This window comes from Micromonospora sp. WMMB482, assembly GCF_019038635.1.
In the GTDB taxonomy this organism is placed as follows: domain Bacteria; phylum Actinomycetota; class Actinomycetes; order Mycobacteriales; family Micromonosporaceae; genus Micromonospora; species Micromonospora marina.
Map to the genome: position 1 here is coordinate 6,102,723 of NZ_JAHOPD010000020.1, position 26,102 is coordinate 6,128,824.

At 73.6% G+C, this 26,102-nt stretch carries 18 protein-coding genes; 6 read left to right on the plus strand and 12 right to left on the minus strand.

The window, feature by feature from the left end; translation table 11 throughout:
- Positions 1-38: 38 nt before the first annotated feature.
- Positions 39-2,636 carry a rifamycin-inactivating phosphotransferase gene (rph, locus tag KSK32_RS29745; protein ID WP_216934763.1) on the minus strand — a complete coding sequence of 866 codons (2,598 nt, stop codon included), beginning with the start codon at positions 2,634-2,636 and terminating at the stop codon, positions 39-41.
- A 280-nt stretch (positions 2,637-2,916) separates the two neighbouring features.
- On the opposite strand from rph, the gene KSK32_RS29750 reads away from it, so the two are divergent.
- Entirely contained in the window at positions 2,917-7,062 is a 4,146-nt protein-coding gene (locus KSK32_RS29750) for a SpoIIE family protein phosphatase (protein WP_216934765.1), read from the plus strand.
- The gene (locus KSK32_RS29755) at positions 7,059-7,358 is read left to right on the plus strand and encodes an STAS domain-containing protein (RefSeq protein WP_216934767.1); all 300 of its coding nucleotides are present in this window, start codon (positions 7,059-7,061) and stop codon (positions 7,356-7,358) included. Before KSK32_RS29750 ends, KSK32_RS29755 begins: the two co-directional genes overlap by 4 nt.
- A 31-nt stretch (positions 7,359-7,389) precedes the next feature.
- Here the strand turns inward: KSK32_RS29755 and KSK32_RS29760 are convergent, their stop codons facing one another.
- Both KSK32_RS29760 and KSK32_RS29765 read right to left on the minus strand, forming a co-directional pair.
- Positions 7,390-8,271: a universal stress protein gene (locus KSK32_RS29760; protein ID WP_216934769.1), complete on the minus strand. Its 882-nt coding sequence runs from the start codon at positions 8,269-8,271 to the stop codon at positions 7,390-7,392.
- A gap of 33 nt (positions 8,272-8,304) precedes the next feature.
- Positions 8,305-10,932, minus strand: coding sequence for a cation-transporting P-type ATPase (locus KSK32_RS29765; RefSeq protein WP_254187240.1), 2,628 nt, complete (start codon positions 10,930-10,932; stop codon positions 8,305-8,307).
- A 142-nt stretch (positions 10,933-11,074) separates the two neighbouring features.
- Here KSK32_RS29765 and KSK32_RS29770 point away from each other — a divergent pair, with 142 nt between their 5' ends.
- The 4 genes from KSK32_RS29770 (at position 11,075) to KSK32_RS29785 (ending at position 14,024) form a co-directional block, all read left to right on the plus strand.
- Positions 11,075-11,887 carry a hypothetical protein gene (locus KSK32_RS29770; RefSeq protein ID WP_289256424.1) on the plus strand — a complete coding sequence of 271 codons (813 nt, stop codon included), beginning with the start codon at positions 11,075-11,077 and terminating at the stop codon, positions 11,885-11,887.
- Positions 11,888-11,928: 41 nt separating this feature from the next.
- On the plus strand, positions 11,929-12,117 hold the full coding sequence (locus KSK32_RS29775; protein ID WP_216934772.1) for a ribonuclease: 189 nt from the start codon (positions 11,929-11,931) through the stop codon (positions 12,115-12,117).
- Positions 12,118-12,154: 37 nt separating this feature from the next.
- Positions 12,155-12,628 carry a hypothetical protein gene (locus KSK32_RS29780; protein WP_216934774.1) on the plus strand — a complete coding sequence of 158 codons (474 nt, stop codon included), beginning with the start codon at positions 12,155-12,157 and terminating at the stop codon, positions 12,626-12,628.
- 79 nt (positions 12,629-12,707) lie between these two features.
- A complete protein-coding gene (locus KSK32_RS29785; RefSeq protein WP_254187241.1) occupies positions 12,708-14,024 on the plus strand; it encodes an MFS transporter in 1,317 nt (438 codons plus the stop codon).
- Here KSK32_RS29785 and KSK32_RS29790 read toward each other — a convergent pair.
- The 9 genes from KSK32_RS29790 to KSK32_RS29830 form a co-directional block, all read right to left on the minus strand.
- Positions 13,956-16,145 (minus strand): carbohydrate-binding module family 20 domain-containing protein, encoded by a 2,190-nt coding sequence (locus KSK32_RS29790; protein ID WP_216934776.1) that lies wholly within the window; start codon positions 16,143-16,145, stop codon positions 13,956-13,958. The genes KSK32_RS29785 and KSK32_RS29790 overlap by 69 nt on opposite strands.
- Before the next feature lie 358 nt (positions 16,146-16,503).
- The gene (gene katG, locus KSK32_RS29795) at positions 16,504-18,780 is read right to left on the minus strand and encodes a catalase/peroxidase HPI (protein ID WP_216934778.1); all 2,277 of its coding nucleotides are present in this window, start codon (positions 18,778-18,780) and stop codon (positions 16,504-16,506) included.
- 23 nt (positions 18,781-18,803) lie between these two features.
- Positions 18,804-19,232: a Fur family transcriptional regulator gene (locus tag KSK32_RS29800; RefSeq protein WP_018783960.1), complete on the minus strand. Its 429-nt coding sequence runs from the start codon at positions 19,230-19,232 to the stop codon at positions 18,804-18,806.
- Positions 19,233-19,365: 133 nt separating this feature from the next.
- Positions 19,366-20,364, minus strand: a complete 999-nt coding sequence (locus tag KSK32_RS29805; RefSeq protein WP_216934780.1) for a glycoside hydrolase family 11 protein — start codon at positions 20,362-20,364, stop codon at positions 19,366-19,368.
- Positions 20,365-20,779: 415 nt separating this feature from the next.
- The gene (locus KSK32_RS29810; RefSeq protein WP_216934782.1) at positions 20,780-21,259 is read right to left on the minus strand and encodes a hypothetical protein; all 480 of its coding nucleotides are present in this window, start codon (positions 21,257-21,259) and stop codon (positions 20,780-20,782) included.
- A 45-nt stretch (positions 21,260-21,304) separates the two neighbouring features.
- Entirely contained in the window at positions 21,305-22,957 is a 1,653-nt protein-coding gene (locus tag KSK32_RS29815) for a class I adenylate-forming enzyme family protein (RefSeq protein WP_374226732.1), read from the minus strand.
- Between the two features lie 116 nt (positions 22,958-23,073).
- On the minus strand, positions 23,074-23,838 hold the full coding sequence (locus KSK32_RS29820) for an ABC transporter permease (protein ID WP_128137122.1): 765 nt from the start codon (positions 23,836-23,838) through the stop codon (positions 23,074-23,076).
- A 23-nt stretch (positions 23,839-23,861) separates the two neighbouring features.
- Positions 23,862-24,836, minus strand: a complete 975-nt coding sequence (locus tag KSK32_RS29825) for an ATP-binding cassette domain-containing protein (protein WP_216934784.1) — start codon at positions 24,834-24,836, stop codon at positions 23,862-23,864.
- A gap of 48 nt (positions 24,837-24,884) precedes the next feature.
- Positions 24,885-26,081, minus strand: a complete 1,197-nt coding sequence (locus KSK32_RS29830) for a glycosyltransferase (RefSeq protein WP_216934785.1) — start codon at positions 26,079-26,081, stop codon at positions 24,885-24,887.
- Positions 26,082-26,102 lie beyond the last annotated feature (21 nt).

The following is a 26,102-nucleotide window of genomic DNA, read 5'->3' on the forward strand; positions in this document are numbered from 1 at the left end:
CGCTCGCCGCACCTCCATCATCGAGCATGCCGCGCCGGTCAGGACAGCAGCTCGACGTACCCGTCGGTGCCGTGCACCCGGATCCGGCCGCCGTCGCGGATCAGCCGGGTCGCGTCCGGCACCGCCACCACCGCGGGCAGGCCGTACTCGCGGGCGATCACCGCGCCGTGCGTCATCAGGCCGCCCACCTCCGTCACCAGCCCGGCGGCGCCCACGAACAGCGGCGTCCAGCTCGGGTCGGTGTGCGCGGTGACCAGGATGTCGCCCGGTTCCAGGTCGGCGCCGGCCAGGTCCGTCACCACCCGGGCCCGGCCCTCGACGACGCCGGCTGAGACCGGCAGCCCGGCCAGGGCGCCCGGTGGCACGTCGTCGCGCCGGTACGACCCGTTCAGCGCCTCGCCGTCGGAGGTGAGCACCCGGGGCGGGGTGAGTGCCTGGTGTGCCCGGAACTCCTCCCGGCGCCTGCGGATGAGCCCGGCGTCGACCCGGCCGGTGGCCGCGGCCTCGCGGAACTCGTCGAACGTGAGGAAGAAGACGTCCTCCGGATCGGCGAGCACACCGGCGCGCGCCAGCCGATCGGCCTCCGCCATGAGCGCCTGCTTGTAGACGGCGTAGCGGCTGACGATGTCGTACTTCGGGTACTCCCGGTAGCCGGCGAACATCCGTACCCGCTCGATCATGGCTTGCGTCTCGGCGGCCTTGTGCTCGCCGCCGGGCAGCGCACGCAGGCGGTCGAGCACCTCCCGGGCCTTCGCCTGGGCCCGCTCCCGGCCGTGGGCGAACCGGCGCGCGGCGGCGCCCGGGGCGAAGGTGCGGACGTGGTCCAGGATCAGCGGCACGAGCGTGGCCGGCCGCTCGCTCCACCGCGGCCGGGTGATGTCGATCTCGCCGAGGCAGCGCATGCCGTACCGGTCGAGGTAGCCCTCGACGGCCGCGCGCGCCTGCGCGCCGCCCGGCAGTTTCGGCAACTCGTCGAGGAACCCGTCGTCGGCGGCGGCGTCCCGCAGGAACGCCACCACCTCGGGGTGCGCGCGGATCACGTCGGCCACGTCGAGCAGCGCCAGCCCCATCTCGGCGGTGACGTTGCCGGGCGCGGACAGCGTGAGCGTGTCGGCCGCGTCGCGTTCGCCCAGCCACTCCCCCAGCTTGTCGTCGAGCCACCAGGTGGCCTGCATCCCCGCCATGATCACCTGAGCGCTCAGCGGATCGGCGAGCACCCGCTTGTGCTCGGCGAACGCCTCGGTCAGGAAGTCGAACAGCTCGGGCCCGGACCGGGTGCCGACGTCGCGGCGCAGGATGGCGAGGGACGCCCGGCTGCGCTCGACGAGCGTGGCGACGATCGCCGGGTCGGTGCCGATCGGGGGCGGCGGGCCGCCCGCCGGCGGCCCGGCCGGGGCCGGGTCCGGCGCGGCCGGTACGACGTCGCGGGCGAGGACCGTCTCCAGCGCGTCCCGGGTGAGCGGGTCGGCCCGGCCGATCATGCCCAGGAACGCGGCACGGCCCGCCGCCGTCGACAGGTGCGGCGTGGCGTCGACGAACAGCCGGCCGCCCGCCTCGTGCATCGGCGCCATGGCGGTCAGCCGCCACATCGACAGGCCCAGCGGCTTCATCGCGTCGGTCATCATCTGCTGGTGGCCGACCGACAGGTAGACGTGGAACCGCCCGTCGGCGGCGGCCGCCGGCACCGGGAACAGCGTGGTGATCGGCCGGCTCTGGAGGATGTGGACGTCGTCGCCGGTCAGGGCCCACTCGATGTCCTGCGGGCAGCCGAAGTGCGCCTCGATGCGCCGGCCCAGTGCGGCCAGGCGTACCGCCTGCGCGTCGGTCAGCGCGGAGGACGCCTGCCGCGCCGGGTCGACGGGTGTCTCCCGGGTGCCGCCGCCGGGCGCCGCGTGCACGGCCCGCGCCTTCGTGCCGATCGCCCGGCCGGCGACCACGCCGGCGCGCACCGTGAAGACGTCCGGGTTCACCAGGCCGGAGACCAGGGTCTCACCGAGACCGAACCCGGCCTCCACCGAGACCACCGTCCGGTCGCCGGTGACCGGGTCGGCGGTGAACATGATCCCGGCAGCGTCCGGGACGACCATGCGCTGCACCACCACCGCCATGTCCACGGCCCGGTCGTCGATGCCGTGGCGCCGCCGGTAGGTCACCGCCCGGTCGGTGAACAGCGAGGCCCAGCAGCGGCTGACGTGCCGCAGCACCTCGGCCGTGCCGGCCACGTTCAGGTAGGTGTCCTGCTGGCCCGCGAACGAGGCGGTCGGCAGGTCCTCGGCGGTCGCGCTCGACCGCACGGCGTACGCGGCGTCCGCACCGAGCCCGGACAGCGCGGCGGTGACCGCCGCCGCCACGTCGCCCGGCAGGGCGGTCCGCTCGACCGCGCGACGGACCTCGGCGGCGGCCGTCCGGAGCCCCGCCGGGTCGTCCGCGTCCGCGCCGGCGAGCCGCGCCAGCGGGCCGGCGAGCGCCGGCGTCCGCGCCACCAGCCGGAAGGCGTCGGTCGTGACGCAGAAACCATCGGGTACGCGCACCCCGTCGATCCGTGTCAGCGCCCCCAGACCGGCGCCCTTGCCGCCGACCTCGGCGATTCGCGTCTCATCGGCCTCGTGCAGTTGCCACACGTACCGTCCGGTCATGCCGTGCCCCCGTTTTCGCAGCTCAACCCGCATCGGCCGATGATTGTGCGGCATCACTGGGGCCTTGCGGCAAGACCCGGGGTGCGGTATACGTTGATAGTGGCGAGGAGAGTTGTCTCCTTGCCCTTCTTTTTGCCGCCCGCGAATCTCTGCTCTCACGTGAGTCGGATCTCCCCGCCCCGGGTGGAGTGCCGGGGACGCGACGGGGCAAGAATGCGACCACGAGGCCGCGACGCGGCCCGGACGAGCGGGATCCGACGGGGTGGGGGAGACTCGTGCGATGAGCGGCGCTGACACCGACCCGCGTGCGCGAGCCGACGTCTTCGCCGTCGACGGTGAGATCGGGCCGGACCTGGCGCGGATCGACTGGTCGGCGCACCCCCTGGGCCCGCCGGGCACCTGGCCGCAGAGCCTGCGGACCGCGGTGCGGATCCTGCTGTCCTCCCGGTTCTCCATGTGGATGGCCTGGGGGCCGCAGCTCACCTTCTTCTGCAACGCCGCCTACCGGCGGGACACGCTCGGCCGCAAGTACCCGTGGGCGCTGGGGCGCCCGGCGAACGAGGTGTGGGCGGAGATCTGGGACGACATCGGTCCCCGCGTCGACTCCGTGCTGCGCACCGGCGAGGCGACCTGGGACGAGGGCCTGCTGCTGTTCCTGGAGCGGGCCGGCTACCGGGAGGAGACGTACCACACGTTCTCCTACAGCCCGCTGCGCGACGACGACGGCAGTCTGGTCGGGATGCTCTGTGTGGTCAGCGAGGACACCGAGCGGGTCATCGGTGAGCGGCGGATGGCCACGCTGCGCGACCTCGGCTCGGATCCGAGCGTCATCCGCACCGAGCGGGAGACGCTCGCGTTCGTCAGCCGCCAGCTGGCCCGTAATCCGCGGGATCTGCCGTTCACGCTCACCTACCTGTACGACGACGACCGCGCCCGGCTGGTGGAGGCGACCGGACTGGCGGAGGGCCACCCGGCGGCACCCGCCACGCTGTCCCTGGGCGACCCCGCCGCCCCGTGGCCGGCCGGCGCTCTCGCCGAGGGCGAGCCGGTGCGGGTCACGCTCGACGGCCCGGCCTTCACGGACCTGCCCGCCGGTGTCTGGCCCGCGGCGCCGGCCGAGGCGCTGCTGGTGCCGCTGCGACAACAGGGCGGGGCACCGTACGGATTCCTGGTCGCCGGGCTGAACCGCTACCGGGCGCTGGACGACGGGTACCGCGGCTTCGTGGAGCTGACCGCCGGGCACCTGGCGACCGGGATCGCCAGCGCCCGTAGCTACCAGGCGCAGCAGCGGCGGGCCGAGGAACTCGCCGAGCTGGACCGCGCGAAGACCGCGTTCTTCTCCAACATCAGCCACGAGTTCCGCACCCCGCTGACGTTGATCATGGGGCCGCTGGACGAGCTGCGTGGCCGGTTGCCGGACGCCGACGAGCAGGTCCGCGCCGAGCTGGACGTCATCCGCCGCAACGGGCTGCGCCTGGGCAAGCTGGTCAACAGCCTGCTCGACTTCTCCCGGATCGAGGCCGGGCGGATGCAGGCCCGCTACGAGCCGGTGGACCTGGCCGCGGTGACCACCGACCTGGCCAGCGCGTTCCGGTCGGCGATCGAACGGGCCGGCCTGTCCTTCGAGGTCGACTGCCCGCCCCTGCCCGAGCCGGTGCACCTGGACCTCGGCATGTGGGAGAAGGTGGTGCTGAACCTGCTCAGCAACGCGTTGAAGTTCACTTTCGGCGGCACCATCCGGGTGGAGCTGCGCGGCGAGGGCGGCGCGGCGGTGCTGCGGATCTCCGACACCGGCATCGGCGTACCCGCCGACGAGATGCCGCGCCTGTTCGAGCGGTTCCACCGGATCGAGAACGCCCGCTCCCGCTCCGGCGAGGGCAGCGGGATCGGCCTCGCCCTGGTCAGGGAACTGGTCACGCTCCACGGCGGCGACATCGACGCCGAGAGCACAGTGGGCCGGGGCACCACCTTCACGATCCGGCTGCCGTTCGGCACCGGTCACCTGCCCGCCGACGCGCTCGCCCCGGCGGGCACCGGCCGGACACCGGCGTCGGCCGAGCCGTTCGTGCAGGAGGCGCTGCGCTGGCTGCCCGCCGACCCGGGCGCCGTGGTCGCCGGGGACGACCCGGCCGGCGGACCGGTCCAGCCGCTGTCCGGCGGGGCGCCGGCCCGCGTCCTGGTGGCCGACGACAACGCCGACATGCGGGAGTACCTGACCCGGCTGCTGCGTTCGGCCGGGCATGAGGTGCACGCGGTCGCCGACGGGCAGGACGCGCTGGACGCCGCCCGCGCGCACACCCCCGACCTGGTGGTCAGCGACGTGATGATGCCCCGCCTGGACGGCCTGCAACTGGTGGCCGCGCTGCGCGCCGACCAGCGCACGGCCGGCACTCCGGTGCTGCTGCTGTCCGCCCGCGCCGGGCAGGAGGCCTCGATCGAAGGGCTGGAGGCCGGCGCCGACGACTACCTGGTCAAGCCGTTCCCGGCCGCCGAGCTGCTGGCCCGCGTACGCGCGAACGTGGAGCTGGCCCGGCTGCGCAACCACCACGCCCGCTGGCGTACCGCGCTCGTCGACTCGTTGCAGGAGGCGTTCTTCGTCTGCGACGCGCACGGCGCGGTGGTCGAGATCAACAAGGCGTTCACCGGCATCCTCGGCTACGGGACCGAGGGCCTGCCCTATCCGGCGGTGCACCCGTGGTGGCCGGACCGGGAGGCCGAGCCCGACGCGCACCGCCAGGTGGCCGCGGCGTTCTCGACGCTCGTGGGGCAGACCCGGGGCACGTACACCGTGCCGGTGACGCACCGCGACGGGCACCGGATCTGGATCTCGGCCGCGTTCAACCAGGTCGACGACCCGGACAGCGGCCGGCGGATGATCGTCGGCACGTTCCGCGACGTCACCGCCGAGCACTACGCCGTGCAGCGGGAGACCGCCCTGGCCGGGCTCAGCATGCGGCTGTCCCAGGCGGACGACCTCACCGACGCGCTGCTCGGGGTGCTGGACGAGCTGCGCAAGCTGTGGCGGGCCGCCGGCGTGCTCACCGCCGTCTTCGGCGACCTGCCCGCCCCCGACGTGACCGCCACCGACCCGGCGGCACGCTGGGACACGTTGCCGCCGGAACGCCGGCAGGCGTTGCTCGCGCTGCGGGACACCCCGCTGCTGACCCCGGTGGCGACGCGTACGCACGGCGCCGGCATCGCCGTCGAACACCCGCACGGCACCATGGCGCTCTGGATCGACCTGGGCGAGAAGCGGCCCTTCACCGAACAGGACCAGACGCTGCTGGCGCTGCTGGCCGGCCACATCGGTCAGGGGCTGCACCGGGTGCACCAGATCGACCAGCAGCGGGAGACCGCGCTGGCCCTGCAACGGGCGATCCTCGGTCCGGCGCGGCTGCCCGCCGGCTTCGCGGTTCGGTACTCCCCCGCCGCGATGCCGCTCAAGGTCGGCGGCGACTGGTACGACACCGTCGAACTGCCGGACGGGCGCATCGGCATCGTGGTCGGCGACTGCGTGGGCCACGGCCTTCGGGCCGCGACGGTGATGGGGCAGCTGCGCAGCGCCTGCCGCGCGCTGCTGTTGCAGGACCCGAGCCCGGCCCGCACACTCGCGGCCCTCGACCGGTTCGCCGCGCTGCTGCCGGGGGCGTCCTGCGCCACCGTCTTCTGCGGCGTGCTCGACCCGGCAACCGGCCTGATGCGCTACTCCAGCGCCGGTCACCCACCGGCCATCGTGGTCCGCGCCGACGGCACTCCCGAGCTGCTGCAACACGGCCGGTCCCGGCCACTGGCCGTCCGTCCGGGCCAGGAACGCCCGGAGGCGGAGGCGACGGTGGCCCCGCGCGCCACCCTGATGCTCTACACCGACGGCCTGGTGGAACGACGCCGCCAGCCGATCACCGCCGGCATCGCCCGCGCCACCGGCGCCATCCAGCAAGGACACCACGCGCCGGTCGAGGTCCTGGCGACCGAGATCATGGAACGGCTCACCCCGGACGGGGGCTACCACGACGACGTGGCGCTGCTGCTCTACCGCCACCCCGGGCCGCTGGAGCTGGAGTTCCCCGCCGAGCCGACACACCTGGCCGAGGTCCGTACCGCGCTGCGGGGCTGGCTGGACCGCTGCGGGCTGGCCCCGGCGCACGCCTACAACATCCTGGTGGCGGCCGGGGAGGCGTGCGCCAACGCGATCGAGCACGGGCACCGCGACCACCCGGGCGGCCCGATCCGGCTGCGCGCCGCCGCCACCGCCGGCGACCTGCGCCTGAGCGTCACCGACAGCGGTCACTGGCGGGACCGGGACCAGCCCTCCGGCCCGCACCGCGGCCGCGGACTCGTGCTGATGCGCGCGCTGATGGACAGCATCAGCGTCACCCCGGGAGCCACCGGCACCACAGTCGACATGCAGGCGAGGATCACGCCATGAGCACGTCCCTGACTCTGACCACGAGCGATAGTCCCGACGGCGTGCGCGTGCTGGCCGCCGTGGGCGAGATCGACATGAGTAACGCGTCCGCCTTCGCCGACGCGCTGGCCGAGGCCGTGCGCCCCGACGGCGAACCGCTGGTCGTGGACCTCACCAAGGTGGAGTACCTGGACAGCGCCGGGCTGGCCACGCTGTTCCCGCACGCCGGCCGGATCGCGCTGGTCGCCGGCCCGCTGCTGGAGCCGCTGCTGACCATCTCCGGGCTGGCCGACCTGACCACGGTCCGCAGCACCTGACGCTGTCGCGGGGTCAGGCGCTGTCGCGGGGTCAGGCGCCGTTGCGCACGATCACCAGGGGCGAGTGGGCGTGGTGCAGCACCGCGTGGCTGACCGAGCCGAGCAGCAGCCCGCCCAGCGCGCCCCGGCCGTGCGCGCCGACGACCACCAGCTGGGCGTCCTTCGACTCCTCCACCAGCATCCGGGCCGGGGCGCCGCGGACCGACAGCTGCCGTACCGACACGTCCGGGTAGCGCTCGCACCAGCCGGCGACGGACTCGGCGACGACCCGCCGGGACTCCTCGGCGAGCGCCTCCGGGTCGTACACCAGGGGCAGGATGTCGCCGGGGCCGATCGGGGTGGGGTACAGCCAGGCGTGCACCACGATCAGCGACGCGCCCCGGCGGGCGGCCTCCTCGTACGCGAACCCGACGGCCGCCGTGGACAGCTCGGAGCCGTCCACACCGACCACGACCGGACCGTCGGCGCGCGCCTCGCCGCGCGTCACCAGCACCGGGCAGTGCGCGCGGGCCGACACCTGGAGCGTGACCGAGCCGATCAGCAGGCCGGCGAATCCGCCCAGGCCGCGGTGGCCGAGAACGATCAGCGCCGCGTCGCGGGACTCGGCGACCAGCACCGCCGCCGGCGCGCCGTCGACCACCACGCCGGTCACCGGAACGTCCGGCGCGACCTTGCCCGCCTCGGCGACCGCCTCGGCGACGCACCGCTCGGCCTGGTTGCGCAGGCCGGCGCCGGCGGGCGCACCCGGGGCCGGGGTGAGCGGCGCGCGGGTCAGCGGCCAGATGAAGGCGTGGACCACCCGCAGCGGCCGGTTCCGGTCGGCGGCCTCGCGGGCAGCCACCCGGACCGCGTCCAGCGAGGCGGCGGAGCCGTCCACACCCACCACGACGGGGGCCTGCGAGTGGATCGTCATGTCGTCCTCCTTCACTCGTCCTCAGCCTGCCCGTCAGGCGGCCGGCCGGGCAGGGCCGGCGGTCCCGGCGTGGGGGCCGTTGGTCCCGCGGAAGTGGCGGGTCAGCCGCAGCACCAGCCCGGGCAGCACGCCGATCGCGGCGCAGGCGAGCAGGTCGAGTGCGCCCAGCGGCGACGTGCCGAGCAGCTCGCGCAGCGGCGGCAGCAGCACGCCCGCCACCTGGAGCACAGCGGAGACCGCGACCGCCACCGGCAGGGCGAGGTTGCGCTCGCGCGAGCCCGGGGTACGGATCGCGCGGACCGCCAGCGCCACGCCGAGCTGGGCCAGGCCGAGCACCACGAACACCACCGACTGCCACGGCCGGTCCGCCGCGGCGGCCCACACTCCGGCGCCGAGCGTCGCCGCGGCGATCAGCGCGCCGGTGAACAGCACGTCCCGGCCCAGGCCACCGCCGAGCACCGACTCCTGCGGCGAGCGGGGCGGCCGGCGCAGCGTGCCCGGTTCGGCCGGTTCCGCGCCGAGCGCCACCCCGGGAACGCCGTGGGTGAGCAGGTTGATCCAGAGGATCTGCGCCGGCAGCAGCGGCACCGGCAGGCCGAACAGCGGGCCGAGCAGCATCACCGCGATCTCGGCCACACCACCGGCGAGCGCGTACCGCAGGAACCGGCGGATGTTGTCGTAGATCCGGCGGCCCTCGCCGATGGCGGTCGCCACGGTGGTCAGGTCGTCGTCGACGAGCACCAGGTCGGAGGCCTGCCGGGCCACCTCGGTGCCACCGCCCATGGCCACGCCGATGTCCGCGCGGCGCAGCGCCGGCGCGTCGTTGACGCCGTCGCCGGTCATCGCCACCACGTGCCCCCGGGTCTGGAGCCCGGCGATGATGTCGAGCTTCTGCTCCGGCTGGGTCCGCGCGTACACCCGGGTCTCCGGGTGGGCCCGGCCGGGGTCGCCGTCGTCGCCGTTCGCGAGCGGGTCGCCGTCGCGCCAGAGCCCGAGCCGTCCGCCGATGGCGGCGGCGGTCGCCGGGTGGTCGCCGGTGATGAGGACCAGCCGGATGCCCGCCTCCTCGAAGCCCGCGGCGATGCCCGGGGCCACCGCGCGCAGCGGGTCGCCGACCGCGACCAGACCCAGCGGGCGCAGGCCGGTCGGCCGGCCCGGGTCCGGCGGGGTGCCGACCACTGCCGACGCCACCGCCAGCACCCGCAGCCCTTCGGCGGCGAGCCGGTGCGCGGCGTCGGTCAGCTCGGCCAGTTCCCCGGCGTCGGCGTCCACCAGCGGCGCGGCCAGCAGGTTCTCCGGCGCGCCCTTGCAGACCACCAGGTAGCGGCCGTCGCAGCGGCGGTGCACCGTGGTCATCCGGCGCAGGTCCTGGTCGAACGGCGCCTCCGCCACCCGGGGCCAGGCGTCGCGGGTGGTGTCCGGGTCCAGGCCGCAGCGGGCACCGAAGGTGACCAGCGCCGCCTCCAGCGGGTCGCCGATCGCGGTCCACTCCGGCCGCTCGTCGGTCGGCGGCGTCACGGTGGCGTCGTTGCAGAGCAGTCCGGCGCGGGCGAGGGCGCGCAGCTCGTCCGGGGCGCTCACCGGTTCGCCCCGGTGGTGCACCTCTCCGTCGGGCGCGTAGCCGGTGCCGGTGACGGCGTAGCGGTCGCGGCCGGGGACGACCGCGTACTGCACCGCCATCCGGCCCTCGGTGAGCGTGCCGGTCTTGTCGGAGGCGATCACGGTGACCGAGCCGAGGGTCTCCACCGCGTGCAGCCGGCGGGGGATGGCCCGGCTGCCGGCCATCCGGCGCGCGCCCAGGGCGAGCGCGAGCGTGACGACGGCGGGCAGCGACTCCGGCACGGCCGCCACCACGAGGCTGACGGCGGTGACCGCCATCTGCGTGACCGGCCGCCCGTCGAGCACGCCGATGGCGAAGACCAGCCCGGAGAGCACCACGGCGGTCAGGCCGAGCACCCGGCCGAGCGAGGACAGGCGCCGTTGCAGCGGGGTGGGTGCCGGCCGGGTCGCCGCAACCAGTGCGCTGATCCGGCCCAGCGCGCTCGCCGCGCCGGTGCGCACCACGGTTCCGGTGGCGCGGCCGGTGGTGACCACGGTGCCCGCGCTCGTCTCCTCCCCCGCGACCCGGGCCACCGGCACCGACTCGCCGGTCAGCGCCGACTCGTCCAGGCTGAGGCGTACCGCGTCGGTGAGGTCCAGGTCGGCGGGCACCACGTCGCCGGCCTCCAGCCGGACCAGGTCGCCGCGGACCAGGTCGGCGGCGGGCAGCACGAGGTCGCGGCCGTCGCGGACCACACGCGCGGTCGGTGCCGCGAGCCGGTCCAGCGCGGCGACGGCCCGGTCGGCGCGTACCTCCTGCACCACGCCGATCGCCGTGTTGATCAGGACGACCAGCACGATCACGGCGGTGTCCGGGTAGTCGCGCAGCAGCGTGGTCACCACGGCGGCGGCCAGCAGCAGCGCCACCAGGGGGTCGGTGAGCTGGCGGAACACCCGGCCGGCCAGCCCGCGCTTGCGTGGGGCGGCCACGGTGTTCGGCCCGTCGGCGCGCAACCGGGCGGCCGCCTCGGCCGAACCGAGCCCGCTCACGGGGGCCGCAGAGATCACGGTGGGCGTCGTCGCGGTAGCGGGCCCGCCGTTGATCACCACATCGTCCTCCATGTCGTCGCCGCCCGCGCCGGGCAGTCCCAGGATGCCGCGCGGGCAGGGCCGAATCGCAGGGCCGAGGGTCTGTCGGACCCGGGACCAACGGCCCCCGTGCACGGGGCAGCGTGGCGCCCGGCTCGTCGGTAACGTCGGCGCGGTGAGCCGGACACGCAGCGCCATCGGGCCGAAACCTCCGCCCCGTCACCGGTGGATCCGCGGGACGCTCGCGGTGTTCCTCCTCGCGTCGGCGGGGTGCGGGAGAGGGCTCGGGGAGGAGAGCGGCGACGCGCTGGCGCGCGACGCCGCGGCGGTGGAGGCGAAGCAGCTCAACACGGAGTTGGGGCACCGCAACCGGCCCCGCGACGCCGCGTCCATCGCGGCCGCCGAGATCGTCCAGGAGGCGGAGGAACCCGCGTCGGGCGGTGGTGGGACGGTCCGGCGGGAGGCGCTGGCCTGGTCCGGACGCACCGCCGGGAACGAGCGGGCCACCGTCGACGTGCGGTTCGTGGTGACAGTGCCGGAGCGGCCGCCGGTGTCGATCGGCGGCGCGAGCAACAGCGCCGGTGAGGCCACACGCTGCTACCGCTACGAGTTCGAGCTCTACCGCTACACGACGTACCGCGAGATCGACTGTCCGAGTGGCGCCGCTCCCCCGCCGCCCACCGCCGCGCCGGTGCCGAGGGTGCCCGAGGACGGGCGGCAGCGGTTGACCGCCGTGCTGCGCACCGCCACCCCGGGCACGCTGGCGGGCGCGGTGCGGGCGGCCTTCCCGCAGAACTGGATCACCGTCGACACGACAGTGCACGAGGGCGCGCTCGTCGCCGCCGTGGGCGTCCCGGCCGAACGGGACTGCCTCCTGCTCGTCCGCACGCCGGCCGGGAAGATCGAGTCCCCCGGGTACGACCGGATCTGGCTGGAGCCGGGCGAGACCGGCTGCAAGACCGATCTGTACGTGGCGCCGCCGCGCTGACGTACCGGTTTGCCGCGCGGCCGCCGGGGCACCTGACGGTCATGACGGATCCGGAGCAGTTCCAGCGACAGCAGGAGGGCGCGCTCGAGCGCGGGCAGGTGTTCCAGGACGCCGAGGGGCGGCGTACCCGGGATCCGGGTGCCGGTGCGGAGAACGCGGAGAGCGAGGCCGACCGCAATGCCGAGCACCTGGCGCACGGCGAGGTGGGCCCGGGCCTCCCGGAGGACTGACGCGCTCCCGGCCCCGATGTCAATGTAGCGTTGACGGGTGACCCTGGCCCGCCTGTCCGAGATCACCGCGGCCCGGGTCCGGCTGGACGAGTGCGAACTTGACCTCATCGACCGGGCCCGCCACGACGGCGCCACCTGGGCCGAGATCGCGCGGGCGCTGGGCCTGGGCAGCCGGCAGGCAGCCGAGCAGCGCCGGCAACGACTCCTGGCGGCACGGCGGGACCGCCTGACCCGGCTCGACCCGGCCGGCTCCCCCGACGTGCCGGCGCTCCGGGCAGCCGTCGCCGACCTGCACCGCTGGATCGGGACGGACCGCGCGTGGGACCGCCGATTCCCCCGCGCGGCGTTGACGCGCCGCACCTGCCTGCTCGCGCTCGACGCCCCGGCCGGGCCGCTGCACACGCTGGCCACACACCTCGCCGACGACCTGGCCGCAGCCGGGCGCCGGCTGCCCGCTCCGGCACGCGACGCGGCCCGGCGGATCGTCGCCGCGCTGTCAACAGCACATTGACGTATGCCCGAGGCATTGCCTCGTGACGGCTCAACTCCGGAGGATATGAGTCCACCAGACTCAATCTCTCGGGGGATCCATGCGTCGCAACGCCGTCCTGTTCGTGGCCGTCTCGCTGCTGTCCGGGCTCGGCGGCAGCGCCATGGCACTGGTCTCCGGCATCTGGATCCTCGACCTGACCGGCTCCACCGGGCTCGCCGCGCTGGCCGGACTCTGCGTATACGCCCCGACGCTGGCCGGGCCGTGGCTCGGTGGCCTGCTCGACCGGGTGCCCCGGCGCCCCCTGGTGATCGGTGTCGACCTCGCGCTCGCCGCCGCGCTGCTGAGCCTGCTGGCGGTGCGCGGGCCCGGCGAGGCGTGGCTGATCTACGCCGTCTCGCTCGCCTACGGCATCGGCTACGTGCTCGTCGACGCCGGCGAGACCGCGCTGCTGCCCGCCGCGCTCCCCCCGGCCCGGCTGGCCGACGTCAACGGCTGGCGGTCGAGCGCGCAGGAGGGCATGAAGCTGGTGGCGCCGCTGGCCGGGGCGGGTCTGTACACGTGGCGGGGCGGGCACGTCGTCGCGGTGCTGGCCGCCGCCGTACCGGTGCTCGCGGCCGCCCTGTACGGCGCGTTACGCCTGACGCGGGCCGTCCCCGCTCCCCCGGCGACACGCCCGGCGGGGGTGCGGGACGGGCTCGCCGCCCTGCTGGCCCGGCGGGCGGTACGCGTACCGGTGGCGCTCGCGGCGGTGTCCATCGCGATGTCCGGCTTCACCACGGCGGCGCTGTACGACGTGGTGGTGACGGACCTGGCGCTGCCGTCGACGTTCCTCGGTGTGCTGGCCAGCGCGCAGGGCGGCGGGTCACTGCTCGCCGGGCTGGCCGTCGGCCGGCTGGTCCGCCGCCACGGTGAGGTGGCGGTCGGTGTCGCGGGCGCCGTCCTGTTCGCGGCCGGCTGTCTGGGGCGCTGCCTGCCGTGGTGGCCGGGCACTGTGGCCGCCTCGGTGACGGTCGGTGCAGGTCTGCCGTGGACGCTCGTCGCCGCGGTCACCGCCGTGCAGGCGTACACGCCGCAGGCGATGCTCGGGCGGGTCGCCGGGACGGCGAACACGGCGATGTTCGGCCCGATCACGCTGGCCATCCCGCTCGGTTCGGCGGCGGTCGCCCTCGGCGGGCGGCCGCCGCTGGTGGTGGCCGCCGTGGTGTGCCTGGCCGCCGCACTGGCGGCGGCCGCCGGTGGACCTCGCCGGGACGGATCTGCCGCCGCGCCCGAACCCGGCCGGGCCCAGGTCCGGCGTGACCGGATGCGACCCGTCCCCGGGGTGAGGGGACGGGCCGCACGATCGTCAGCGCCAGGTGTCGGTGACGGCGCGGGTGCCGCCGGCCGGCGTGGTGAGCGTCCGGTTGGCGCCTGATTCCCAGGTCACCGAGCCGTCCGGGTTCTTCTTGACGTACTTGTACTCGACAGCGGTGTTCGCAGGCAGGTCGACAGTGGCCCGCCAGACCGGGTAGGCGGCGGACGAGAGGGCGACGGCGGCGGCCGGGTTCCAGCCGCCGAGCGCCGGGATGTCGCCGACGACGAACACGTTCTGCCCGTAGACGGTGGTCGCGGTGACGGAGAACGTGGTGGCGACCGCCGTGGTGACGGTGTCGCCGCGGAACGTCTCGGTCACCGCGTACGTGCCGCCGGCCGGCGTGGTGAGCGTCCGGTTCGCACCGGGCTCCCAGGTGACCGCGCCGCCGGTGGTCAGCTTGACGAACTTGTACTCCACGGCCGTCGACCGCGGCAGGTCCACGGTGGCGCGGTAGACGCCGCCGCCCTGCGCGGCGAGCTCGACGCCGCTCGCGGGCGTCCAGGACCCCAGCGCGGGGATGTTGCCGACGACGCGGACGTCCTGCCCGGCGGCCAGGTTCGCGGTGACGGTGAACGTGGTGGCGATCCGGTCACTGGGGCTGACCGTGGGCGACGCAGTCGGCGAGGCGCTCGGCGAGACCGTCGGGGACGGGCCGGCGGCCGGCCGGGCATTCACGTGGATCGCGACCGCGTCGTTGGCCGGGACGGTCACCGTGGCCCGGCCGCCGGACACGGTGACCGTGCCGCCGGTGCAGCCGCTGGCGGTGGCGACGCCGGAGATGACGTCGCAGTACCGGCCGTCGGCGAGCCCGGTGGCGAAGGTGGCGGTGCTGGCGGACCCGGAGTCGTTGATGCCGATCCACGCCCGGTCGCCCCGGTGGAAGCCGATCACGTTGCTGTTCACAGTGGTGAAGTTTGAGACGGTCTTCACCGGGCGGGCGGCGTTGGCCCAGCCGACCATGCCCTTGACGCCCGTGGTGCGGGTCAGGCAGTTCCAAGCGGCGCCGCAGACCGTGTCGGTGACCCGCCCGGTGCCGTCGTGCGGCGGGGACTGGTTGCGGTCAGACCAGGTGAAGCTGTCGTAGACCGACGGCTTGCCGTGCGGGTAGGCCAGCGCGAAGTAGTTCGCCAGGACGTAGTCGGTGCCGTTCTTGTACGACAGCACCACACCGTCGCGCTCCAGGTCGTGGTTGGTGACCATGGCGAAGACGTTGGCGCTCGGCGCGTCGAGGTTCCAGTTCGGCACGTTCGCCAGCGCCGAGACGGAGCCCTGGAACGCCGAACGGATGCCCTTGGCGTACGCGAAGTCGAGCACGTCGCCGTTGCCGATGTAGGCCCGGGCCTGCAACGCGGGGTTGCTCGCCCCGTCGAAGATCTCCTGCGCGACGTACGGCCGCCGGCCCTCGGCGACGGTGTCGTTCAGCTTGCCGAGGACGGCCGCGAAGTCGTCCTTGCGGATGTGCTTGACCGCGTCGACCCGGAAGCCGTCGACGCCGAGCCCGATCAGGTCGTTGAGGTACGCCGCGATCTTGTTCCGGACCGCTTCCTTCTCGGTGTAGAGGTCGGACAGCGACAGCAGCTCGCAGCTGGTCACCTGGGCCTCGTTGTTCCAGTCGCTGATCGCGCCGCCGGTCGGGCAGTTGTCGCCGGGGCGGTGGAAGTCACCGGCGCCGTACGGTACGGCCGGGTAGCTGTAGCCGGAGAACTCGGTGCCGGCGTAGCCGCGCGTGCCCGCCGGGTTGTTGGTGCCGGCCATGTGGTTGACCACCGCGTCGACGTAGACGCGGACACCGGCGTCGTGGCACGCGGTGACCATGGCGGCGAACTGCTGGCGGTTGCCGAACCGGCTGTCCAGCTTGTACGACACCGGCTGGTACACCTCGTACCAGGGGTACGCGCCGTCCGCGCTGGCGGGCAGTTTCACCGATTCCTGCGGCGGTGCCACCTGCACCGCGCCGTAGCCGGCCGGTCCGAGGTGGTCGGTGCAGGCGGCGGCGACCGAGGTCCAGTTCCATTCCCAGAGGTTGGCGGTCACCTCGCTGTCGTTGAGCGTGACGGCGGCGCGGGCGGGGGCGGGGGCGGTGGTGGCAGCGGCGACGACCGTGCCGCCGGCCGCGACGAGCGCGGCGGCGAGCAGCAGGCGACCGGTGCGGCCACGGGGGTGTGGCCTGGCGGATGGCATGGTCGGGGGACCTCTTCCGTGGGTTCGAAAGGGTGAGCGGGGGTGGGGCGGCCGTCCCGGGTAGCGAACACGATGCGCCATCCATGAAAGTCTTTGCAATAGCTTGCGGCAAAGTTTTCGAAACCAGCAGGCAATACCAAGGGGTGCGGATTCGCACCCACCAGCGACGATCCATCGTGGATTCGCCAGCAGCACTCAGCGGGATTCCCGCCACTCGGGACAGGACGAACCGATGCGCGGGACGACCGCAAGTTCCGAGCAGATCTTCCACCGCTTGCGGCTGGGTGCGCCCGCCGGACACGGACGAGCCCCGGTCCGTCGCGGCGCGACGGACCGGGGCTCGCTCAGATGTGGCGGATCAGGCCAGGTCGAAGCGGTCCAGCTCCATGACCTTCGTCCAGGCGGCGACGAAGTCGCGGACGAACTTCTCCCGCGCGTCGTCACTGGCGTAGACCTCGGCCAGTGCCCGCAGCTGCGAGTTGGAGCCGAAGATGAGGTCGACCGCGGTGGCGGTCCACCTCACCTGGTCGGTCGCCAGGTCCCGGATCTCGTACACGTGCTCCTCGGACTCCGCCGCCTTCCACCGGGTGCCCGGGGAGAGCAGGTTGACGAAGAAGTCGTTGGTGAGCACGCCGGGCCGGTCGGTGAGCACGCCGTGCGCGGCGCCGCCGACGTTGTTGCCGAGCGCGCGCAGGCCGCCGACCAGGACGGTCATCTCCGGCGCGGTCAGGTTCAGCATGTACGCGCGGTCGACGAGCAGCACCTCCGGCTGGGTCTTCTCGCCCGGCCGCAGGTAGTTGCGGAACCCGTCGGCGCGCGGCTCCATAACCCGGAAGGACTCGACGTCGGTCTGCTCCTGGGTGGCGTCGGTACGACCCGGGTGGAACGGCACCGTCACCTCGACGCCGGCGTCCCGCGCCGCCTGCTCGACCGCGGCCGAGCCGGCCAGCACGATCAGGTCGGCGAGCGAGATCTGGGCGCCTCCGGCGGCGTTGAACTCCTGCTGGATGCCCTCCAGGGTGGACAGCACGGTGGCGAGCTGCTCCGGCTGGTTGACCTCCCAGTTGCGCTGCGGCTCCAGCCGGATCCGCGCGCCGTTGGCGCCACCGCGCTTGTCGGTGAAGCGGTAGCTCGCGGCCGAGGCCCAGGCGGTGGAGACCAGCTGGGCGGTGGTGAGGCCGGACTCCAGCACCTTCGCCTTGAGCGCGGCGACGTCGGCGTCGTTCACCAGGTCGTGCGCGACGGCCGGCACCGGGTCCTGCCAGAGCTGGGCCTCCGGCACCCACGGGCCGAGGAAGCGGCTGACCGGGCCCATGTCACGGTGCAGCAGCTTGTACCAGGCCTTGGCGAACGCCAGCGCGAACTCGTCCGGGTTCTCCAGGAAGCGGCGGGAGATCTTCTCGTACGCCGGGTCGACGCGCAGCGACAGGTCGGTCGTGAGCATCGTCGGCTTGTGCTTCTTCGACGGGTCGTGGGCGTCCGGGATGATCGCCTCCGCGTCCTTGGCGACCCACTGCTTGGCACCACCGGGGCTGGTGGTCAGCTCCCACTCGTAGCCGAAGAGGATCTCGAAGAACCGGTTGCTCCACTGCGTCGGGCGGTCGGTCCAGGTCACCTCGAGACCGCTGGTGATCGTGTCGCCGCCCTTGCCCTCGCCGTACGTGCTCAGCCAGCCCAGGCCCTGCGACTCCAGCGGCGCGGCCTCCGGCTCGGGGCCGACGTGCTGGTCGGCGGGGCCGGCGCCGTGGGTCTTGCCGAAGGTGTGACCACCGGCGATCAGCGCGACGGTCTCCTCGTCGTTCATCGCCATCCGGCGGAACGTCTCACGGATGAAGTGCGCCGCCGCGAGCGGGTCGGCGTTGCCGCGCGGGCCCTCCGGGTTGACGTAGATCAGGCCCATCTCGGTCGCGCCGACGCCGGCCACCATGTCCTTCTCGGAGGCGTAGCGCTCGTCGCCGAGCCAGGTGTCCTCGGGGCCCCAGAAGATCTCCTCCGGCTCCCAGACGTCCTCGCGGCCGAAGCCGAACCCGAAGGTCTTGAAGCCCATCGACTCCAGCGACACGTTGCCGGCGAGCACCAGCAGGTCGGCCCAGGAGATCTTCTGGCCGTACTTCTGCTTGACCGGCCAGAGCAGCCGGCGGGCCTTGTCCAGGTTGGCGTTGTCCGGCCAGCTGTTCAGCGGCGCGAACCGCTGCCCGCCGTCGCCGGCGCCGCCGCGGCCGTCCTCGATGCGGTAGGTGCCCGCGGCGTGCCAGCTCATTCGGATCATCAGGCCGCCGTAGTGGCCGAAGTCGGCCGGCCACCAGTCCTGCGAGGTGGTGAGCACCTCGGTGATGTCCCGCTTCAGCGCCTCGACGTCGAGCTTGGCGAACTCCTTGGCGTAGCTGAACTCCGGGCCCAGCGGGTTGCCCTTGGAGGAGTGGGCGTGCAGCACCGACAGGTCGAGCTGGTTGGGCCACCAGTCGCGGTTGCTGCGCGGACGACCGCCGGTCTTCGGGGTCGGCGAGTCGATCGCCGGGTTCTCGCTCTCGCTGCCGTGCGCGGTCACGGAGTCGTGCGCGACCGGGCAGCCGGCCGCCTCCTTGGCGTCCACGCCCTGCGGGCTGACGGGCCGGTTGTCCTGGGTGTCGCTCATCTGCTTCCTTCCGAACTGGCGGGTCACTGGGCGGTGGGGTCGGCCGCGCAGCCGGGGCAGGTGCCCCAGTAGACGACCTCCGCCTCGTCCACCACGAAGCCGTGGTCGTCCGAGGCGGTGAGACAGGGGGCGCGGCCGACGGCGCACTCGACGTCGGCGATGGCGCCGCAGGAACGGCACACGACGTGGTGGTGGTTGTCTCCCACCCGCGACTCGTAGCGGGCCGTGGCGCCGGCCGGCTGGATGCGCCGGATCAGCCCGGCGTCGGTGAGTGCCCGGAGCACATCGTAGACCGCCTGGTGGGACACGGTGGGCTGCTCGGCGCGGACCAGGGCGATCACCGTGTCGGTGTCGACGTGCGGGTGATCGCGCAACGCGGCCAGCACCGCCAGGCGGGGCCGGGTCACCCGCAACGAGACCGCCCGGAGCTGCGTCTCGAAGTCGGCCGTCATGCGACGACCTTAGTCCGCTCTTCTGGAATGAATCAAGTTTTTGCGTCGGCGTGTCGGCCGTCACATCATCGGGGCCGGACGCACGAAACGGGGGTGCCGCGCCAGGCGCGGCACCCCCTCCCCGGAAAAGGGCTCAGGCGGCGGAACAGCTCGCCGTCGGTGTGTTGCTGTTGCCGTTCTTGTAGAGCGTGATGCCGAAGTTGTTGCCGTTGCCGTTCGGGCGCGCGGTGAGCGTGCCGCTGGTTCCGCTGATCGAGGCGTTCCAGCTGTTCTGCAGGCTCTGCCCGCCCTGGGTCTGGATGCTGACCACCCAGTTGCTGGTGCCGCTGACCGAGAAGGTCACGTTGAACCGGTCGCCCCACTCCTCGGCCCGGTTGACGCTGACCGTGCAGCCGCCGTTGTTCGGCGGCGGGGTGGTCGGGTTGCCACCGCTGGTGCCGCCGACCGTGATGTTGGAGTTGCCGCTGCTCTGGAAGCCCTCGGTGGCCATGATCTGGTAGTCGTGCGTGCCGAGGTTCATGCCGTGGCGCGACCAGGCGTCGAAGTGGTTGCCGGAGGTGATGGTGCCACCGACGCGCTTCTGCTGGCGGACGCTCCAGTACTGGTAGAACGTCCGGGTGCCCTCGATCGAGGGGGCGTTGACCCGCTGGGTGCGGTAGATGTCGTACGTGCCGCCGTCGGAGGACACCGAGCCCATGTAGCCGCTGCCCGGCGGGCGCCAACTGCCCCAGCTGTCCACGATGTAGTACTCGACCAGCGGGTTGCGCGTCCAGCCGTAGAGCGTCAGGTACGCGTTGCCGGACGGGTTGAAGCTGCCGGAGTAGCTGACCGTGCGGCGCGAGCCCGGGTTCCAGCCCTTGCCGGCGACGAAGTTGTTGATGTTGCTCCACTGGGTGCTGTACTGACCGCCGTTGCCCATGGTCATGGAGACGTTGCCACTGTCCTTCCAGAAGGAATAGAAGTAGCCGTTGTGCGTGCCGGTCGAGTTCGACGTGACGGTCTGCGCGTACGCCGGACTCGACGTCACAGCCGTCGCCCCGGCGGCGATCAGCGCGACGGCGCAGGCGCCGCCGAGGGCCATCCTGAGGCGTCCGCGCCTGCGGATGCCCGTGCGGACGGGAGCGTCTTTCATGGACGGGTTTCCTCCCTGTGACGGCTGGCGGGCGGCCAGCCGGGTGGCGCGAGCCGCGTGCGCTCGCCCGCCCGCGGACGGCGGGACCGGGGCGACAGCCGCGCCACGGTGGTGGTCGGACATCGACGTCAATCGAGGTACGCCGATGGCCACAGTATTGGAGACCCGGTTCATCCTGTCAACAAGTTCCGGAAATGTTGTGGTAACCGTTCGCCGCGCCCTGAACGGGCGTTATGGCTGCCGGAAAGGGCATCCGATCAGCGCGGACGGCCCACTGGCGACCACTCCCCGCCCGCCCGACGGAGCTTGCCTCCGAAACTTTTCGGGTTCGTTCCGGATCATCAATCGCCGCCGGGTGCAACGCGAAGCAGACCTGGGCGCTGCGCCAGCGACCAGGTCCGCCGTCCGGACCGGGTCAGGGAGTCGTACCTACGACCAGCCCGAGCACCCCGCAGCAGGCCACGCCGAGGACCGCCAGCACGATCAGCATGACGCTGTAGTTGGACCACAGGCCGAACCGGGTGACGTCGGTGCCGTAGCCGTCGTGCACCCGGTTGCGCCACCCGCCGAAGCGGAACGCGAGGTGGTGTGCGGCGCCCGGCTGCACCGCCAGCGCCGTGGTGACGAGCGGGACGCCCAGGAAGTCGGTGTACCGGACGTCGTGCGCGCCGGCCGGCACCGCGACGTGCCACGTCCCCTCGCCGGGAATGGCGACCACCTGACGGTCGATCTTGAAGCGGCTGGTCACCGGCACGGGGATCAGGTACGGCCCGCGGTTCACCGAGACCACGAGCACGCCGCAGCCGGGCGGCGGGGTGATCGGGTGCGGGTAGGCGATCAGCGGGCTGACGCCGCCGGGCATCGGCGGGTAGGGCTGCGAGGGGAGGTAGGACACGGCCAGATTCTGGCACGGCGACGCCAGCCGTCGATCTTCCTCCGGTCAGCCCGCGCCGGGCGCTCCGGCGTCGGTCAGCAGCCGCTGTCGCATGAGGAACTTGCGGACCTTCCCGGTGGGCCCCATGACCACGTCGTCGTCGGGGACCGTCACCACCCGGCGCAGCGTCGCGGACACCGCCGGCCCCAGCGCGGCCCGGACCCGCCCGGTACGGTCGTGCGCCGGATCGGCGTCGGCGGCGAGCAGGAGCAGCACGTCGGTGACGGTCGCGCCGTCCTCCCCCGCGGCCGCGAGGACGGTGCAGTCACGGACGTCCGGGCAGTGCCTGAGGATGCGCTCCTCGGACAGCGCGGTGTAGAGCCACGTGCCGCCGCCCAGGTGGACCGCGTCGCTGGCCCGGTCGACGTGGTGGTAGTCGCCGGCCGCGTCCCGGTACATCAGGTCACCGGTCAGGTAGTAGCCGCCCAGCCGCGTCCGGTACGTGGTGACCGAGTCGTTCCAGTAGCCGAGCGCCAGCGTCGGCGACCTCAGGCCGACGTGCCCCACCTGCCCCGGCGGAACCTCCTCGCCGGTGTCCACGTCGAGCAGCGCGATCTCGGCGAACGGGTAAGGCTTGCCGACGCAGCGGTCGTAGCGGTCGCTGCCGAGCCGGTGGGTGATCCGGAACGCGCCGTGGCCCATCTCGGTGGAGCCGAGCATGTCGACGAACTTGGAGCCGGGGACGTCGACCATGCCGTCGCGGGTGTACGCGGGGTGGCTGCCGACCGCGACCAGCCGGCGTACGTGCGCCTCGTGCGCGCAGTCACCGGTGTTGAACCAGTTGCGCACCGAGCTGAGGTCGCGGGTGGTGAGGTCGACCCGGGCCAGCTCGGACCAGGTCACCGCGAACCCGAAGACGCCGGTGGGACGCCACCGCTCGATCGCGGAAAGGATCGTCTCCGCGCTGCGCTCGAACGGGCCGCCCTGCGCGGACAGGCAGAGCAGCTGGTAGCCGTTGCAGAGCGCCTGGTTGAGCGTGATGATGCCGGCGGCGTGCGCGGCCGGCAGCGCGGACATCTCCCGCACCTCGCCGTACGGCCGGGACTCGGTGAGCCGGACCGCGCGGATCGCGGCGAACAGCCCGTGGTGCGAGTGGACGATCGCCGCCGGTACCCGGGTGGTGCCGGAGGAGTGGGTGATGACCACCGGGTCCTCGGGGTGGTGCCGGTGGTGCGGCGGCGCCTGCGCCGGGTCGCCGGTGCCGGTCTGCGCCGCGTCGCCGAGGATCTCCACGCCGAGGTCGTGCTCGGCCAGGGCGGCGTGGTCGGCGTCGAGCAGCACCCCGGCCCCGCGCAGCCGTCTGACGAACTCGGCCGCCAGCGGGATCGGCATGTTGCCGTTCATCAGCGCCGGGATCGCGCCGAGCCAGGTCAGCGCCAGGAAGTTGAGGAACACGTCGGGCGCGGAGGTCACGTACACCGCGACCGGGTCGGCCCGGCGCACGCCGCGCGCCCGGAACCAGGCGGCCCGGGCCGCGACCCGGTCGGTGAGCGTCGCCAGCGACAGCGGCGTCCAGGCGGGGATGCCGTCGACGTCGGCGTCGAAGGTCACGCGGGGCATCTCCATGTCGGCGCCGTGCTCGGCCAGCCGGAGCAGCACGTTGCCCGCGCCCAGCTCCATGTCGGCCGCCAGCGTCGCCCGGAAGTTGTCGGCACCCAACGAGTGGCCTCCTCAGCTGACACGCGTCACGGCCGCGCCCCGTACCGGCCGCCGAGCGGGGACACGATCAGGCTAGAGGGCCCGCCACGCTGAGACAATGGTCGATGCACGGACGGTCAGGAGACGTCGCGGTTGAACAGGTGCGACGACCAGAACAGACTGGCGGCGGCCAGCCCGGACATGATGAGCGCGCCCTGCCACACCACGTTCTGGGTGATCTGGCCGGCGAACAGCGCCCGCATGCCGTCGGTGGCCCAGGCGAACGGGTTCCACACCGCCACCCGCTGGATCCACATGGGCGCCAGCACGAGTGGGATGAGCACGCCGGCGAGCAGCGACACCGGCTGCCCGACGGTGTTCACCAGCACGCCGAGGCTGTTCTCGTTGCGCACCAGCAAGGCGATGTCGTAGGAGATCGAGGTGCTGAGCAGCACCATCACCGACAGCAGCGCGTACGACACGAGCAGGTTCGCCAGGTGCACCCGCAGGCCGAACGGCAGTGCCACCAGGGTGACCACGACCGCCTGGACCACGTTGAGGCACACGTGCATCAGCGCCCGGCCCAGCAGCAGGCCGGTCCGGCTGACCGGCGTCACCCGGCACCTGTCGATGATGCCCGCGCGCAGCGCGCTGAGCAGGCCGTAACCGGCGAACAGTCCACCGAACAGGCCCATCGCGACGAACAGACCCGGTACGTAGATGCGGTACGCGTCGGCGTACGAGGAGGCGCCCCGGTCGACCATCACCACCTTGAGGAACGGCGCGAACAGGATCAGGTAGGTGATCGGCTGGGCCAGGCTGAACGCCACCATCACCGGGTTGCGCACCATCAGGCCGGCCTCCTGCTGGAAGATCAGCCAGGTGTCGCGGACGAGTTTCACGCCGTACTCCTCTCGGCGTCCGGTCACTCGGCGAGCGACCGGCCGGTCTTGGCCAGGAACACGTCGTCGAGGCTGGGCCGGCGGGCCTCGATCGCGCCGGGCTCGATGCCCCTGTCGTAGAGCGCGCGCATGATCTGCGGGATGGCGGTGGCGGCGCTGTCCACGTAGAGCCGCAACGTGCCGTCGACCGGCTCGGCCGCGTGCACGTACGGCGCCTCGGCGAGCAGCTTCGTCGCGGCCGGCAGGTCGCCGCCGGTGGCGCCCGCGATGCCGGCGGCGAAGTCGACGGCGACCACGTCACCGGAGATCTCGCGTTTGAGCACCGACGGGGTGCCCTCGGCCACGATCCGCCCGGCGTCGATGATCGAGACCCGGTCGCAGAGGCTGTCCGCCTCGTCGAGGTAGTGCGTGGTGAGGAAGATGGTCATGCCCTCCTCGCGCAGCCGCCGCACCTCCTGCCACATCCGGACCCGGCTGGGCGGGTCGAGCCCGGCGGTGGGTTCGTCCAGGAACATGACCTGCGGCGAGTGGATGACGCCGAGCGCCACGTCGAGGCGGCGGCGCTGCCCGCCCGAATACGTCTTGATCTTCCGGTCGGCGAAGTCGTCGAGCTGGAACGCACGGATCGCCCCGGCGGCCAGCTCCTGCGCCACCGACTTGGACAGCCCGTGCATCCGGGCCTGGAGCACCAGGTCCCGCCGGGCGGTGGAGTCGTCGTAGGTGCCGCTGGCCTGCGCCACGAAACCGATCCGCCGCCGGACCTGCGCGGGCGCGCGCAGCAGGTCGACACCGGCGATGGTGGCCGCTCCCCCGCTGGGCCGGATCAGCGTGGCGAGCATCCGCAGTGTGGTGGACTTGCCCGCGCCGTTCGGGCCGAGGAACCCGACGATCTCGCCGCGCCGTACCGCGAAGTCGACACCGCGTACCGCGTCGACTGTGGTGGCGCCGCGCCCGCGCCCGACCCGGAAGGACTTGCGTAGGCCGGTGGCCTCGATCATCGAGCCTCCTCGTGCGGCACGACACCGGCGCGGGTGCGTCAGGTCAGGCTAGTTCGGCGCCGACGGTTGGACAACGGTCGATGCGTCAGGCGCCGGGGCCGTCCGTGCCAATGCGGCGAGGTGTGCCGCCGCCGCGCGGGCGCCGCCGGCCGCGGCGAACGACTGGCCCACCCGGCGCGCTGCCGTCCGGTACGCGGGTTCGTCGAGCACCGCGCTCAGCGCCGCGGTCAGCTCCGCCGGGGTCGCCGCGTGGAAGGAGACCTCCAGACCGGCGCCGGCCCGGCGCACCTGACGGGCCACCGCCGGGTGGTCGTGCCGGATCGGCGCGACCACCACCGGCACCCCGTGTGCCAGCGCCTCGGAGACCGTGCCCAGCCCGCCGTGGGACACCAGCGCGTCCAGCCGGGGCATCAGCTCCAGCACCGGCACCCGGGGCGCGACCAGCACGTGCGGTGGCGGGTCGGGCACCAGACCGGCGCCGGCGGTGAGGATCACCTGGAGCCGGTCGGCGAGCGGCGCGGTCGCCGCCGTGATCCGCCGGTAGAAGTCGGCCGCGAGGTGCTCGGCCATCGTCCCGACCGTGACCAGCACGTGCCGGCGGCCGGGATCCCACTCCTTCCAGGCGAACGCGGGCGCGTTCGGCCGCCGCCCCAGCGCCGGGCCGGTGAGCACGCAGCCCGGCGGCAGCGGCACCGGGCCGGTCAGCGCCGTCGTGGTCAGCCCGAGCACGAGGTACGGCGAGAAGCGCAGGTCGATCGTCTCGTCCACCGGTACGCCGGTCATCGCCCACACGCGGCGGACCCGGGCTCGCACCCAGTCGGTGAAGTCGGGCATCTCCTCGACCGGGGGCGTCAGCTCCAGCATGCCGACGCAGAACGTCGCCCACGGCAGCCGGCGGCGGTGCGCGGCCAGGCCGCCCGCCAGCGCGTACTGGTCGGCCACCACCACATCCGGCCGGTACCGCTCGACCGCCGCGTCGGCGGCGTCGCGGATGAACCGGTTCGCGGGCAGCACGTGCCCCTCCCAGAGGCTGCGCACCGAGGCCGGCCCGGACGCGCCGTCGGGGCGGTAGTAGCGCTTGCCGGTCGGGAACAGCGTGGCGTCGGGGCCGACGAGCGGGCGCAGGTCGCTGCGCGGCCCGACCCAGGCCACCTCGTGCCCGGCCGCCTCCAGTTCCTGGGCGATGGCGACCGGGGCGTGCAGATGGGACTCCACCGGCAGCACGACGAACAGGAAGCGAGCCACGTCGATATGATCGCATGCGCG